The organism is Escherichia sp. MR (genome assembly GCF_005280595.1).
GTDB lineage: Bacteria > Pseudomonadota > Gammaproteobacteria > Enterobacterales > Enterobacteriaceae > Escherichia > Escherichia ruysiae.
Genome location: NZ_SZVK01000018.1, coordinates 1 through 14168, shown reverse-complemented (window position 1 = coordinate 14168; position 14168 = coordinate 1). Strand labels below are relative to the sequence as shown.

General features: G+C 47.7%; 18 protein-coding genes, 3 tRNA genes and 1 pseudogene. 8 read left to right on the top strand and 14 right to left on the bottom strand.

The window, feature by feature from the left end; translation table 11 throughout:
- Window positions 1-10 precede the first annotated feature (10 nt).
- Window positions 11-97 carry a stress response protein AzuC gene (azuC, locus tag FC814_RS10310; RefSeq protein ID WP_077629254.1) on the bottom strand — a complete coding sequence of 29 codons (87 nt, stop codon included), beginning with the start codon at window positions 95-97 and terminating at the stop codon, window positions 11-13.
- 263 nt (window positions 98-360) lie between these two features.
- Here azuC and yecR point away from each other — a divergent pair, with 263 nt between their 5' ends.
- Window positions 361-684: a YecR family lipoprotein gene (gene yecR / locus FC814_RS10300; protein ID WP_000681391.1), complete on the top strand. Its 324-nt coding sequence runs from the start codon at window positions 361-363 to the stop codon at window positions 682-684.
- A gap of 178 nt (window positions 685-862) precedes the next feature.
- A complete protein-coding gene (gene ftnA / locus FC814_RS10295; protein WP_000917207.1) occupies window positions 863-1360 on the top strand; it encodes a non-heme ferritin in 498 nt (165 codons plus the stop codon).
- A 37-nt stretch (window positions 1361-1397) separates the two neighbouring features.
- Here the strand turns inward: ftnA and FC814_RS10290 are convergent, their stop codons facing one another.
- On the bottom strand, window positions 1398-1637 hold the full coding sequence (locus FC814_RS10290) for a YecH family metal-binding protein (RefSeq protein WP_000094895.1): 240 nt from the start codon (window positions 1635-1637) through the stop codon (window positions 1398-1400).
- 190 nt (window positions 1638-1827) lie between these two features.
- Here FC814_RS10290 and tyrP point away from each other — a divergent pair, with 190 nt between their 5' ends.
- Window positions 1828-3039, top strand: a complete 1212-nt coding sequence (tyrP, locus tag FC814_RS10285) for a tyrosine transporter TyrP (RefSeq protein ID WP_000797587.1) — start codon at window positions 1828-1830, stop codon at window positions 3037-3039.
- A 62-nt stretch (window positions 3040-3101) separates the two neighbouring features.
- On the opposite strand, the gene yecA is transcribed toward tyrP, so the two are convergent.
- The 7 genes from yecA to uvrY form a co-directional block, all read right to left on the bottom strand.
- A complete protein-coding gene (yecA, locus tag FC814_RS10280) occupies window positions 3102-3767 on the bottom strand; it encodes a UPF0149 family protein YecA (protein WP_000847898.1) in 666 nt (221 codons plus the stop codon).
- Window positions 3768-3961: 194 nt separating this feature from the next.
- A tRNA-Leu gene (locus FC814_RS10275) sits at window positions 3962-4048 on the bottom strand.
- Between the two features lie 12 nt (window positions 4049-4060).
- Window positions 4061-4134: transfer RNA gene (locus tag FC814_RS10270), tRNA-Cys, on the bottom strand.
- Between the two features lie 53 nt (window positions 4135-4187).
- Window positions 4188-4263, bottom strand: a tRNA-Gly gene (locus tag FC814_RS10265).
- 151 nt (window positions 4264-4414) lie between these two features.
- Window positions 4415-4963, bottom strand: a complete 549-nt coding sequence (gene pgsA / locus FC814_RS10260; protein ID WP_001160187.1) for a CDP-diacylglycerol--glycerol-3-phosphate 3-phosphatidyltransferase — start codon at window positions 4961-4963, stop codon at window positions 4415-4417.
- 56 nt (window positions 4964-5019) lie between these two features.
- Window positions 5020-6852 carry an excinuclease ABC subunit UvrC gene (gene uvrC / locus FC814_RS10255; protein WP_000116018.1) on the bottom strand — a complete coding sequence of 611 codons (1833 nt, stop codon included), beginning with the start codon at window positions 6850-6852 and terminating at the stop codon, window positions 5020-5022.
- A complete protein-coding gene (uvrY, locus tag FC814_RS10250) occupies window positions 6849-7505 on the bottom strand; it encodes a UvrY/SirA/GacA family response regulator transcription factor (protein WP_000611331.1) in 657 nt (218 codons plus the stop codon). The genes uvrC and uvrY overlap by 4 nt, the downstream gene beginning before the upstream one ends.
- Before the next feature lie 296 nt (window positions 7506-7801).
- On the opposite strand from uvrY, the gene FC814_RS10245 reads away from it, so the two are divergent.
- Together FC814_RS10245 and yecF are read left to right on the top strand one after the other, a co-directional pair.
- Window positions 7802-7978 carry a hypothetical protein gene (locus FC814_RS10245; RefSeq protein ID WP_032155896.1) on the top strand — a complete coding sequence of 59 codons (177 nt, stop codon included), beginning with the start codon at window positions 7802-7804 and terminating at the stop codon, window positions 7976-7978.
- A complete protein-coding gene (yecF, locus tag FC814_RS10240; RefSeq protein WP_000106474.1) occupies window positions 7965-8189 on the top strand; it encodes a DUF2594 family protein YecF in 225 nt (74 codons plus the stop codon). Before FC814_RS10245 ends, yecF begins: the two co-directional genes overlap by 14 nt.
- Before the next feature lie 66 nt (window positions 8190-8255).
- On the opposite strand, the gene sdiA is transcribed toward yecF, so the two are convergent.
- From sdiA to dcyD, 4 genes are all read right to left on the bottom strand, one after another.
- A complete protein-coding gene (gene sdiA / locus FC814_RS10235; protein WP_001154261.1) occupies window positions 8256-8978 on the bottom strand; it encodes a transcriptional regulator SdiA in 723 nt (240 codons plus the stop codon).
- Window positions 8979-9208: 230 nt separating this feature from the next.
- Window positions 9209-9961: an L-cystine ABC transporter ATP-binding protein TcyN gene (gene tcyN, locus FC814_RS10230; RefSeq protein ID WP_137325895.1), complete on the bottom strand. Its 753-nt coding sequence runs from the start codon at window positions 9959-9961 to the stop codon at window positions 9209-9211.
- Window positions 9958-10626, bottom strand: coding sequence for a cystine ABC transporter permease (gene tcyL, locus FC814_RS10225; RefSeq protein ID WP_032225570.1), 669 nt, complete (start codon window positions 10624-10626; stop codon window positions 9958-9960). Before tcyL ends, tcyN begins: the two co-directional genes overlap by 4 nt.
- A 14-nt stretch (window positions 10627-10640) precedes the next feature.
- Window positions 10641-11627 (bottom strand): D-cysteine desulfhydrase, encoded by a 987-nt coding sequence (gene dcyD / locus FC814_RS10220; RefSeq protein ID WP_137325894.1) that lies wholly within the window; start codon window positions 11625-11627, stop codon window positions 10641-10643.
- Window positions 11628-11866: 239 nt separating this feature from the next.
- On the opposite strand from dcyD, the pseudogene FC814_RS23115 reads away from it, so the two are divergent.
- The 3 genes and pseudogenes from FC814_RS23115 to FC814_RS23105 all read left to right on the top strand — a co-directional run.
- Window positions 11867-11998 (top strand): annotated as a pseudogene (locus FC814_RS23115) (integrase); the annotation flags it as partial.
- Between the two features lie 436 nt (window positions 11999-12434).
- Entirely contained in the window at window positions 12435-13166 is a 732-nt protein-coding gene (locus tag FC814_RS23110) for a hypothetical protein (protein WP_301546364.1), read from the top strand.
- Between the two features lie 66 nt (window positions 13167-13232).
- Complete coding sequence (locus FC814_RS23105) at window positions 13233-14096, top strand: hypothetical protein (RefSeq protein ID WP_301546363.1); 864 nt, start codon at window positions 13233-13235, stop codon at window positions 14094-14096.
- A gap of 10 nt (window positions 14097-14106) precedes the next feature.
- Here the strand turns inward: FC814_RS23105 and FC814_RS23475 are convergent.
- Window positions 14107-14168 (bottom strand): IS1 family transposase (locus tag FC814_RS23475; protein WP_071528444.1); only part of this gene is annotated, 62 nt, incomplete at its 5' end.

Here is a 14168-nt window from a genome sequence, read left to right as displayed (position 1 = left end):
GGTTTTTTTGTTATCTGAACATATTGCCTGGCGGTACGTCTTTGAACGTCTTGCAATAGTTATCAAACATGCTTTTCAGGATTTTGCGTAGTTTCATCGAGGTACTCCGACCATTTGTTATGCAGGTGTTATCGTCTTTGCGCTTATAATATGACATCCATCACAAAAATCAATCTTTATGTGATATATATCACATAAATACCCCTTTAATGTTATGAAATTGATAACCACAAAGCCCCCATAAAGCGCCTGACTTCTGGGAAAAGCAAGGAATAGCACCGATCCGTCGTCTTTTCTGTCCATAACCTGGTACTGCGCGCGGGTACAATACCAGTTTCTTCTCCCTCTTCAGGCCGTGACATGAAACATCTGATATTTATTTTTTCACTTTTAACATTAGCGGGCTGCACCGTAACTCGTCAGGCTCAATTGAGCGAAGTTAATGTCACGAGCGGTATTGTGCGCCTCGTTTATGATCAGGCATTTTTACAACACGCCCGTACTGACAGCTATCTTAATCAAAGAATAGCGGAACGCGCATGTCAGCACGCAGGGTTTACCCGCGCTATTGCGTTTGGGCAACCTGTAAGTAACTGTAGTCTGTTTGCGGGATCGTTATGCCTGAATACGGAATTTACGCTGTCGTATCAGTGCCAAAATTTAATGCCCTCGACTTATCAATAAAGACCTTAATCAGCGAGGGATGCTTCGCTGGTTAATTAATGCCACAAATAGCGTTAATGCGTTTTATTCCCATTCGTATTTTTAATAATTGAATTTAATATTTTACCTTTTGCAAATAATAAAATAACAAATTATAGTGGCGCCACAGCAACAAAAATAACCTTTATGGAGCACTATCATGCTGAAACCAGAAATGATTGAAAAACTCAATGAGCAGATGAACCTGGAACTGTACTCTTCACTGCTTTATCAGCAAATGAGCGCCTGGTGCAGCTATCATACCTTTGAAGGCGCGGCTGCGTTTCTCCGCCGACACGCCCAGGAAGAGATGACGCATATGCAGCGTCTGTTTGACTATCTGACCGATACCGGAAACTTACCGCGTATTAATACCGTTGAATCCCCGTTTGCTGAATATTCTTCACTTGATGAATTATTCCAGGAAACCTATAAGCATGAACAATTAATCACGCAGAAAATTAATGAACTGGCTCACGCTGCCATGACCAACCAGGATTACCCAACGTTTAATTTCCTGCAATGGTATGTTTCTGAGCAACATGAAGAAGAGAAATTGTTCAAATCGATTATTGATAAATTAAGTCTGGCCGGTAAAAGCGGCGAAGGTCTTTATTTCATCGATAAAGAACTTTCTACCCTCGACGCGCAAAATTAATCTACTCTGGCGGCAGATTTACTGCCGCCGTTTCATATCAGTGGCGACAAATTTTACTTGTATCGGTTGAGAACCCTTCTTCACCGGGAATAAATTTACCTTTCGCCGCCAGAAACGCCACCAGTTCTCCCGCAGTCATCCCTTCCGCCGAGCAGGTATGAAAACGCGCCTGTTCACCAAAACGCGCTTTGATCGCCGCTTCCAGACTGGCGTGCGTATATTGCTCGCCTGATTCAATCATCATATTTAACACTTCATGACCGTGAATAGAGCTCATCGTTCCTCCTCAAAAAGGGCATAGCGTAGCGATAGCTGCTCATCAAGGCTTTGCGCCAGCGCAGTTCTGAATGCATTTTATTGTACATTTTTATTTACACTAAATGTAACGCCGATTTGACGAAAAATGTAGAATGCCTTAACCTGCGCCGCAGATATCACTCATAAAGATCGTCAGGACAGAAGAAAGCGTGAAAAACAGAACTCTGGGAAGTGTTTTTATCGTGGCAGGAACCACAATTGGCGCGGGTATGTTGGCAATGCCGCTGGCGGCAGCAGGCGTCGGTTTTAGTGTCACATTGACATTGTTAGTTGGTCTGTGGGCATTGATGTGTTACACCGCACTGCTATTGCTGGAGGTGTATCAGCATGTACCCGCAGATACCGGTCTGGGCACGCTGGCAAAACGCTATCTGGGGCATTATGGGCAGTGGCTGACAGGCTTCAGTATGATGTTTTTAATGTACGCCCTGACGGCGGCGTACATTAGCGGCGCCGGTGAATTGCTGGCCTCCAGCATCAGCGACTGGACGGGTATTCCAGTGTCGGCAACCACTGGCGTGTTGTTGTTCACTTTTGTTGCCGGTGGTGTGGTTTGTGTCGGGACGTCGCTGGTCGATTTATTTAACCGCTTTCTGTTCAGCGCCAAAATTATTTTTCTGGTGGTGATGCTGGTATTGCTGCTACCGCATATTCACAAAGTGAATCTTTTAACCCTGCCGCTACAACAAGGACTTGCGTTGTCGGCGATCCCGGTAATTTTTACGTCATTTGGCTTCCACGGTAGTGTACCGAGCATCGTCAGTTATATGGATGGCAACATTCGCAAGCTGCGCTGGGTATTTATTACCGGTAGTGCGATCCCTCTGGTGGCGTATATATTCTGGCAACTGGCGACGCTGGGCAGCATTGATTCCACAACCTTTATGGGATTGTTGGCTAATCATGCCGGGCTAAACGGGCTGTTACAGGCATTACGCGAAGTGGTGGCCTCACCGCATGTCGAACTGGCGGTGCATTTATTTGCTGACTTAGCCCTCGCAACCTCCTTCCTCGGCGTAGCATTAGGCTTATTTGATTATCTTGCGGATCTGTTTCAGCGATCAAATAGCGTTGGCGGGAGAATGCAAACCGGGGCAATTACTTTTCTGCCACCGCTGGCATTTGCGCTGTTTTACCCACGTGGCTTTGTAATGGCGCTGGGTTACGCCGGTGTGGCGCTGGCTGTGCTGGCGTTGATTATCCCTTCCCTGTTGACCTGGCAGAGCAGAAAGCATAATCCACAAGCAGGTTATCGGGTGAAAGGCGGCCGTCCAGCGTTGATACTGGTGTTTCTCTGTGGTATTGGCGTGATTGGAGTGCAATTTTTGATTGCAGCAGGGTGGTTACCAGAAGTGGGGTGATCAAATAACCTCACATATCCCTGTTGGGTGCCAGAATTAACTCTGGCACCCAATGTGACCTCTTAATGCAAGCAGCACTGCTTAAATTTCTTACCACTACCGCACGGGCAAGGATCGTTACGACCCGGTTTTTCTTCTGCTTTTATCGGTTGCTGAACAGGCTTTTCCTGCTGATGAGCCATCCAGTAAGCATGCAAATCAAGTGCCGCCAGTCGAATGGCATCCACACTCTCATCAAACGCTTCCGGCGACAGCTTCTCTACTCTCTCGAAGTTTTCTTCCGTACCGTGCAGCGCAATCGCCTCAAGCGCCGGTTTTAAGGATTCAGGCAATGCCGACCAGTCAGAGAGAGCAACTCCACGCATATAGCCAAAGCACCACTCCTCAACAATCGTCAGCTCACTACCATCAACCTCTCGCAGACCAAATAACGGCTCAAACTGTTCAGGAAATTCGTTCAGACGCTCTGCGGTATCGGCCATATGTTGAAAAGCCAGGTTCATAAAGCGCGTCATCTCTTTTTCTGACGCCCAGCGCGGTACATAGTCCGCCCCACCCCAGACGGCCACCAACCACTGTTCTGGTTCAATTTCTTGCGGAGAACTCAACACCGCCGTCAATAAACCGTCCAGCTCAGCTACATCAAGGATGGCGTGGTCTGTGTTGTATTTGGTCAGGATATCATCCAGCCATTCCAACTCACTTTCGTTCAACGGTCCCGTTTTCATACGCTTTTCCTTGTGGATCTCGACTCGCCAGCGTCTATCTTACATGTCGGTCTGGCATAGAGATACTTTTTGAGTGGATTACCCAGTGATTAAAAATAAGAGGGGTATAACGATAAGTGGCAGATACAAAAAAACCACCCGAAGGTGGTTTCACGACACTGCTTATTGCTTTGATTTTATTCTTATCTTTCCCATGGTACCCGGAGCGGGACTTGAACCCGCACAGCGCGAACGCCGAGGGATTTTAAATCCCTTGTGTCTACCGATTCCACCATCCGGGCTCGGGAAAAAAGTGGAGGCGCGTTCCGGAGTCGAACCGGACTAGACGGATTTGCAATCCGCTACATAACCGCTTTGTTAACGCGCCAAATTCTTCAGGCTTTTCAGCCAGACACCCGCTTAAGCCGATGTCTTTTAAACTGGAGCGGGAAACGAGACTCGAACTCGCGACCCCGACCTTGGCAAGGTCGTGCTCTACCAACTGAGCTATTCCCGCATTCATCAAGCAATCAGCTAATCACTTGATTTTATTATCGTCTGGCAATCAGTGCCGCCGTTCGATGCGTTGCATTCTACTTACCTGACGCGATGAGTCAACGATATTTTTCACCACTTTTGATCGTTTGCTGAATTTTGCGCCGAAACGATCACTGATCAAGCAAATCTGCGCGAGCTGCGCTCAAATATTGCAACATAGACCACAGAGTCAGTACCGCAGCCACAAAGAAAAGTGCAATACCAGCGTACTCAACCCAAATGTTCGGACGCCATAACAGCCAGGCCAGCGCCACCATTTGGGCAGTCGTTTTTACTTTACCAATCCAGGAGACAGCCACACTGCTGCGTTTACCGAGTTCAGCCATCCATTCACGTAGAGCAGAAATAATAATTTCACGGGCGATCATCGTTGCCGCTGGCAAAGTGACCCACCAGCTATGGTAATGCTCAGTTACCAGCACCATGGCAATGGCAACCAGCACTTTATCTGCTACTGGATCAAGGAAAGCGCCAAAGCGGGTACTCTGATTCCAGCGACGCGCCAGAAAACCATCGAACCAGTCAGTTACCGCCGCAACGCAGAAAATGAGCGCGGCAGCAAACGGCGACCAGGTGACAGGCAGATAAAAGACCAATACAAAGAATGGGATAAGGATGACACGGAACAGTGTGAGCAACGTAGGGATATTAAATTGCATAATGACGGGTAACTATCTGTTGTCAGTAAGATTACCCCTATGTTGCTACAGAGACATCAATGTTTCAACGACCAGAAGATCTTTTCTGCCAGACCTTGCGAAATACCCGGCACTTTTGCAATTTCCTCAACGCTGGCGTTACGTAAACCTTGCAAACCGCCCATATATTTCAACAACATTTGCCGACGTTTTGGTCCAACGCCTTCGATGGTTTCCAGCGTGCTGGTATTTTTGACTTTTGCGCGTTTTTTGCGATGCCCACCAATCGCGTGATCGTGTGATTCATCGCGGATATGCTGGATGACATGCAGCGCCGGTGAATCTGGCGGCAGACTGAAGCCCTCACCTTCAGGTTCGAAGAACAACGTTTCCAGCCCAGCCTTACGATCGGCTCCTTTCGCCACGCCAAGAAGCAGCGGATGGTTTTTATCCCATGAGACATCCAGCTCGGCGAAGACATTTTTCGCCTGCGCAAGCTGGCCTTTGCCGCCATCAATCAGGATCACGTCCGGAATCTTACTGTCGTCGATGGCTTTACCGTAACGCCGACGCAGCACCTGATTCATTGCCGCATAATCATCACCAGGCGTAATGCCGGTAATGTTATAGCGCCGATACTCCGCACGCAGCGGGCCGTTAGCATCGAACACCACACACGAAGCGACCGTTTGTTCACCCATGGTATGGCTGATGTCAAAACACTCCATCCGCTTCACTTCCGGCAATTTCAACACGCTTGCAAGCGCGGTCAGACGCTGGTGAACCGTAGATTGCTGCGAAAGTTTGGTCGTTAAGGCCGTCGCCGCATTGGTGCGCGCCAGCTTCAGATAACGTGCCCGATCGCCACGCGGTTTAGTCTGAACGTTAATCTTGCGCCCTGCCAGTTCTGAAAGGGAATCGGCGAGCAGCGTTTTATCGCTAAGATTAAAGTCGAGCAGGATCTCACCCGGCAAAGTGCGCATCTGGCTGCCCTGTAAATAGAACTGACCGACAAAGGTTTCCACCACTTCGCCCAGCTCCGTACCGCCAGGCACTTTTGGGAAATAACTACGGCTACCGAGCACCTTGCCCTGACGAATAAACAAGACGTGGACACAAGCCATGCCCGCATCGAAAGCGACGCCAATAACGTCAAGGTCATCACCTGTATTGGAGACAAACTGTTTTTCGGTTACGCGTCGCACCGCCTGGATTTGGTCGCGAATACGTGCCGCTTCTTCAAACTCCAGATTCTGGCTGGCTGTTTCCATGCGACCGATCAGTTGAGTCAGCACCTGATCGTCCTTACCGGATAAAAACAGGCGCACATACTCTACCTGCTGGGCGTACTCTTCTTCACTCACCAGACCCTCAACGCACGGTCCCAGACAGCGCCCTATCTGATATTGCAGACACGGACGCGAGCGGTTGCGATAAACGCTATTTTCACACTGGCGAATCGGGAAAATCTTTTGTAGCAGCGCCAGGGTTTCACGCACGGCATAGCCGTTTGGGAACGGGCCGAAATATTCACCTTTGGCGTGCTTTGCACCGCGATGCATAGCCAGACGCGGATGGGTATCGCCGCTAAGAAAAATAAAAGGATAAGATTTATCATCGCGTAACAGAACGTTGTAACGCGGCTGATAGAGTTTGATGTAGTTGTGTTCCAGCAGCAGAGCTTCGGTTTCGGTATGGGTAACCGTCACATCAATTTGCTGGATCTGGGCAACCAACGCTTCGGTTTTGCGCGAAGCGAGGTTGCTACGGAAATAGCTGGAAAGCCGTTTTTTCAGGTCTTTCGCTTTGCCGACATAGATAACCGTACCACCAGCATCATACATGCGATAAACGCCAGGCTGGCTGGTTACGGTTTTTAAAAACGCTTTTGCGTCAAACTGAACACTCACTGACTTGTTAATGTCTCCGCATTACACAGACCATGGCGAATTGCCAGGTGAGTCAGCTCAACATCGCCATGAATGTTTAATTTACTGAACATACGGTAGCGATAGCTGTTCACCGTTTTCGGGCTGAGGTTAAGCTGTTCTGAGATCTCATTGACCTTTTGGCCTTTGGTAATCATCAGCATAATCTGCAATTCACGTTCAGACAAACTGGCAAATGGGCTTTCTGTTTTTTCTGGTTCGATCTGGCTTAATGCCATTTGTTGAGCAATGTCAGAAGCAATATAACGCTGCCCCGAATAGACAGAGCGAATCGCACTCACAACTTCCTGCGGAGCCGCACCTTTGCTGAGATAGCCCGCAGCACCGGCCTGCATGACTTTCGCTGGTAAAGGGTTTTCAGTATGAACCGTAAGCATGATGATTTTGACATCTGCTGTCGAGCGAGCGATTTTACGCGTCGCCTCAAGACCGCCAATGCCAGGCATACTCATGTCCATTAGCACGACGTCAACGGTGTTTGCCCGGCACCACTTAACGGCGTCTTCACCGCAGGATGCCTCACCGACGACTTTAATACCCTTTATATCTTCCAGAATGCGTCGTATCCCTGCGCGCACCAGTTCGTGGTCATCAACAAGTAGAACGTTGATCAAAGGAATATCTCCAGAAATAGGGATAACGCTACTGATAGTTAGTCATTCGTATATTAGCGGTTTTTATTGCAACTTTGAAACGTTAAAAATGGTGGGTATTCGATTTTTCTCTCGTTTTTGTAAATTCGATTGTCCAGAGTTATCGTCACGTCCGTCATCAAAGGTTTGCCAGCGCGTTTCGCAGTAAGGCCAACGACGAAATGTGACAAAAATTGACTTTATTCAGCATAAATGAAAAATCAGCGGCATGAATATGTAACATGAATTAACCCGAACAATACGCGCGAAAAACATTCATGATAAAAATATTTATTGCGCGTTATATTCCCTGTTTTATTACTATTGCTGATATCGTGCGCAAAAAACAACCACTGCTATTTTTAGCAAAGCTTATGGTATACTCCGCCGCCTTAACATTTTTCACCGCAAATTTTCATTGCAACATGACGAGGAAAATAAATGAGTACGCCTGATTTTTCTACTGCCGAGAATAATCAAGAACTGGCAAATGAAGTCTCCTGCCTGAAAGCGATGCTGACGCTGATGCTGCAGGCGATGGGACAAGCTGACGCGGGCCGCGTGATGTTAAAGATGGAAAAACAGCTTGCGCTGATCGAAGACGAAACCCAGGCTGCGGTATTTTCCAAAACGGTTAAGCAAATTAAACAAGCCTACCGTCAGTAATATAAAACCGGCTGAAAGCGCACCTTTCAGCCGGTTTGGCATCTTTCATGCCCAATGTAATAGATATCATATTAAGCCAGTTGCGGCTGCGTAGCAGGCAACCTGCGTCTTATTCGGTGCATTGATTTTTTTCTGCATATTTTTCTGATGAAAATTGACAGTATTCTCAGAGATTGACAGGATCATCGCTATCTCTGCTGACGTTTTACCTTCTGCGGTCCATTTCAGAATTTCTTTTTCCCGCTTGCTGAAATTCATCTCTGGCGTCATCACTATGTCATCATTTAAACGTATCAACGCCATCAGACTTTCACGCACCAATAGCTGCATTTTTAATTGCAGTTCATCACTAAGAATGGGTATTTCACGCGTACTGCTACGGGAAAAGGACAAAAACCCCAACGCCCGATTCGGCAGCATTAAATACTGAGTGACGCCACGGCGTAAACCATGCGCACGTGCGGCTTCCCATAACGGCTGTGCTTCGTTGAATAACTCATCATTCCACAATAAATGCCCCTGACTGAAGTTTTCAGGGTTAAGCACAGGATCAATGGCGAGAAAGTTTTTGGCCTGATAATAACTGACCCATGACTCCGGATAATTGGTGTAGAAAGCCACTTTCGGTCGCGTGAATGGCACCGGGTGGCGCACACATAATGAATAAAAATCGAACTCCAGTTGGTAAGTCTGATGCTCTATTTCATGGTAGACCTCTTCTGCGGCCTCCATCCTCTGAAAACGCAACAACATCGTGCGACGCCAGCTGAAAAAATCCGTATCCTGCATAGTTAACCGCAACGCCCCTGAGAGTGAGTATCATTTATACTGATAACTCAAACTATCACATAAATAAGATTTATATATAATTTATATTATTCAGACAATGAATTACTTTTGCAAGCCATAGCATTCTCTTATGTTATTAATAAGTTATGCTGATTTATTAAGCGATTTATGCGGTCAGGAATGCGTTTTCGCCCCGACTAAAAAGCTGCCGGGGCTGATTTTTTCTTATCTTATTGCAACAGAAACTTCTCAAGGAACTGGCGTGTACGGGGATGCTGAGGATCGGCAAATAAGGTTTTTGCAGGGCCCTGCTCTACTATCCGCCCTTGATCCATAAAGATCGCGCGGTCAGCAACGTCACGGGCAAAGCTCATTTCGTGCGTCACAATCACCATGGTGCGCTTTTCATGTGCCAACTGGCGTATGGTATTCAGGACTTCCCCCACCAGCTCCGGGTCCAGCGCCGAAGTGGGTTCGTCAAACAAAATGACTTCCGGGCGCATCGCCAGCGCACGCGCAATCGCCACACGTTGCTGTTGACCGCCGGACAAACGACGCGGATAGCTGGTCTCTTTCCCTTCCAGTCCAACTTTTGCCAGCAGCTCGCGAGCGCGCGCCGTGGCCTCCTCCTTCGGTTCGCCTTTAACGATCACCGGCCCTTCAATAATGTTTTCCAGCACTGTGCGATGCGGAAACAGATTAAAATTCTGAAAGACAAATCCGACATGCTGGCGCAACTGGCGAATCAGCGATTTTTGCTGGCTTAACGAACGCGCAGTATCAATAGTGATATCCCCAACGGTGATGCTCCCCGCCTCCGGTTGCTCCAGCAAATTTATGCTGCGTAGCAACGTGGTTTTGCCGGAGCCACTCGGGCCGATAATCGCCACGACTTCGCCAGTTTTGACCTCCAGATCGATACCGTGCAGTACCGTCTGACCGTGGAATTTTTTCACCAGGTTTTTAACTTCAATGGCACTCATTTTGGTTCTCTCTCCTGGCGGTTAAGTTGATTCTCAAAATGGTTCTGTAGCGTCGATAACACTGTCGCCATAATCCAGTAGATGAGCGAAGCCGCCAGATACATGGTGAAAACTTCCAGCGTGCGCGAGGTAATCAACTGCGCCTGACGAAACAGTTCCGGCACCTGAATCGTCGCTGCCAGCGAGGTATCTTTTACCAGGCTGATAAAGCTGTTCGACAGCGGCGGCAGCGCCACCCGAGCCGCCTGCGGCAAAATTGCGCGACGCATAGTTTGCCACGGCGTCATGCCAATACTGGCGGCGGCTTCCCACTGACCTTTATCAATAGATGAAATGGCGGCACGCAGCGTTTCGGCAGCATAGGCAGCGGTGTTCAGTGACAGGCCAATCATCGCCGACGGAATCGGATCTAGTTCAATGCCAAACTGCGGTAGGCCGTAGTAGATCATAAACAGTTGCGCGATGAGCGGCGTACCGCGAAAAATGGAAATGTAAAAACGTGCCAGCCAGCGCACGAGCCAGAGTGGCGACAGGCGCATCAGCGCGAGAATGAATCCCAGCAGTAAGCCAAAAAACATGCCGCCGATGCTGAGTTGCAGCGTATACCCAGCCCCTTTAAGCAGGAACGGCAAAGAATCAATAACCAGTTGTATACTTTCTTGCATGAGCGTTTCCGGGGCTAGACGTGAGGATGATAGGCGAACAGCGCAGGCGCGCCGCCAGTATGAATAAACAGAATCGGCCCTTCGTCTTTGAAGCGTTTCTGACTGATGCCATCCATCAGCCCCGCCATCGCTTTTCCGGTATACACAGGATCAAGCAGAATGCCTTCCAGCCGCGCCAACAGTTTCACCGCTTCCATGCCTTCGTCGTTCGGCACGCCGTAGCCAGGCGCAAAATAGTCATCCCAGAGTAAAATTTCCGCTGATGCGCTCAGTTCCAGTTCTTTCGCTATTGCCTGTTGTAGGTTAACCACTTTTGGCAACTGGTCAGCAACGGAACGTGACACGGTCACGCCAATCAGTTCGCTTTCTGGCATTAGTTGTTCCAATCCTACTGCCAGTCCAGCGTGCGTTCCGGCGCTGCCCGACGCCACCACCACCGAAGAAATATTAACCGCCCCTTCACACTGTTGCGCGATTTCCAGCGCGCTCTCCACATAGCCCAGCGCGCCTAAAGCATTAGAACCTCCAACCGGAATGACATACGGACGGAACCCTTGCGCTTCGACTCGCGTTGCCAGCTCTTCCAGTTGGGCATTGGGATGGGTCAGCGCATCGCACATTTCAATCTGGGTATTGAAGAGATCCAACAACAAGCGATTGCCGTTGGTTAAATAGTTTTCTGCGGCTGTTCCGATAGGATTCTCCAGCAGCGCCACACAATGCAGCCCAAGTTTTGCGGCGACGGCGGCAGTCTGGCGCACGTGGTTAGACTGAATCGCTCCGGCGGTAATCAGAGTGTCGGCACCTTCACGCAGGGCGTCTGCCGCGAGAAACTCTAGTTTGCGTAATTTATTGCCGCCCATCGCCATCGGAGTGACGTCATCCCGTTTAATGAAAATTTCCCGCCCAAGATAATCAGAAAGACGCGGCAGATATTCGAGCGGCGTTGGTGCGCCGATAAACTCCAGCCGTGGGAAACGAGTTAAATTATGCAGTGGCATAAAAGCCTCCGGTATGTGTTGTTGTGATATTGTTATTATGCACGCAAAAAACGCTTAAATAAAAAAGGCGCTAATTAAAGCACCTTTTTTGTCATTATGCCCCGTCCAGAACAGCGTTGACACGTTTCTGGCTGTGATTTCACCCGATGGATGCAACATACTGGTTGAACCGCTCTGCGGGTGATTCATACTCTGGCGTTTTATCGGTCTTTCGTTGAGCGTCTGGCAACTGTAGTAGTCACGGATTCCGGGTGATGGCATGTAGTGCATTAATAGAATCAGGTTTGTGGTCCCGTGATACTGTTGAATGTCCGATGGATCATCAGGAACGTAACGGTGTAAAGGCTGCTTATATCCATAAAGCAGAACATCTGATGTCCCCTGGTTACGGGGATAACTTCTCCTGGCATCTTAGGTTGATCAAGCCTGTTATCAATACCCGTTCATTAATATGGTGATCATTATCTCTGCATTAATTATTATTTATATCCAGGTCTGTTTTTAGGATAAAAATATTATATTCCTTGACGATATTTTCAGGCACTTTTCTTATAAAAAAGCAAAGAAACACTCACTATCTAAAATTACACCAATCAATAAACAAACTAACATCCAGAAAACATTACAATTTCAAATTACTCGTCAAAAAAAACCAACCTGATTGCTTGAGATGGATTTTTTCTGTTTATTTGCAATAATGCTCGCATCGATCATTTGTATGATGATTAGATAATGCATATTATTTCCCATTAATATTTATACAGCCAAAACATTTAACCCACCATTCTTAAAAAAATTGGAGCTTTTGTGAAAATGAAAATTAATAAAAAAGAAAAATTTGATATCTATATAAAAAACAGAAAAACATTCGGCGTAACGCAAGAGGGAATGAAGACTACATTACTTTGCAGTCTTATATCTGCCACTCTGTCCATTCAGCCTGCTTTGGGAGCCAAAATGGAAGTTACTCTTTCTGAAGGAAACCCTGCAGAAATATCTGAAAATATCATTGGTGCTGATGCCTCGCATCACAGGCCAGATAATAATGATGATGGGGAAGCTGGTGAAGATGCTCTCATTGTTAATGTTGTACCTGGTTCGTTACAGGATGAAAATATCCTGACAATTAACAGCGGTACTCGCATTAGTGGCGGTGAAGGCGGATGGGCTGGTGATGATGATAATACGAAGATGGGATCTGCAGGAGGCCAGGGCGGTACAGCCATTACTGGAAATAATTTTACTCTTGTTAATTCTGGTGATATTTCCGGTGGTAAGGGGGGTTGGGGAGGTTATGGTAATGGCGGAGGCGATGGAGGTGAAGCAGGTACCGCTATTTCCGGAGATGATCTTACCATTACGAACAACGGAAGCATTACGGGTGGCGATGGCGGAATGCCTGGAGCCAGTGGTTATGGCGATAAGAGCGGTGGTTTAACTGGGACTCCTGCTGTTGGTGGGACAGCCATATCTGGCAACAATCTTCAAATAAGCAATAACGGAAACATCACTGCCGGGCAAGGTAGTAGTGGTGCCTAGTGGGCGGTATGGGGGCCTTCTGCCGGCACAGGAGGGAATAGAGGCACAGCCATATCCGGAAATAATATGGAGATAACAAATAATAATCACATTACAGGTGGCCAGGGGGGGGATGGTGCTCGCGGTGGCGAAGGTAGTGTCGAATTTACTACCGATCAGAATATTAATGGGAGTACCGGTGGTAGTGGTGGTATTGGAGGGTCTGCTATATATGGTAATAATATTAAGATAAATAATACGGGAGATATAACTGGCGGACTGGGGGGCACTGGTGGTGAAGGAGGTAGTGGTGATACAGATGAATATGATCCCACTGATTCATTGCCCCTTGGCACTGGTGGTACTGGTGGGATTGGTGGTACTGGTGGGATTGCCATATCTGGAAATAATATGGAAATAAATAATTATGGAAATATTATTGGTGGAAATGGCGGCACTGGTGGTGATGGTGGCGATGGAGGGCGTTCCCTTGAAAATAATAAAACTGGTGCCGGAGGTAATGGTGGCAACGGAGGTAATGGTGGTACTGCTATATCCGGGAGTGATATTACGATAAATAATCATGGCAGGATATTGCCTGGTAGTGGCGGACAGGAAGGTGAAAGTAACGTTCACTTCCCCGGAGGAGTATCTGGCGACAGAGGGCAAGATTGTGATACCGCAATATCTCTGAATGGTGGAACTAACTCTTTGAATCTCTTCGCCGGTTCTGTCATTCAAAGTGATATTGTTTTGAATAATGTTGTAAATAATGCTGATGGTAATTCTCTGTCCATTACAAATAAAGACTCCACCAGCTCTGAGATAAAAGGCAATCTGAGTGCGGGTACAGGTACACATGTTTCCGTTTCGGGAGCTGATGTCACCTTTAGCGGAAGTTCGGTATTTGACACAGATTCATCGCTGAATATGAGCACAGGTTCCAGGTAATGACTCTAACTTATTGATAGTGTTTTATGTTCAGATAATGCCCGATGACTTTGTCATGCAGCTCCACCGATT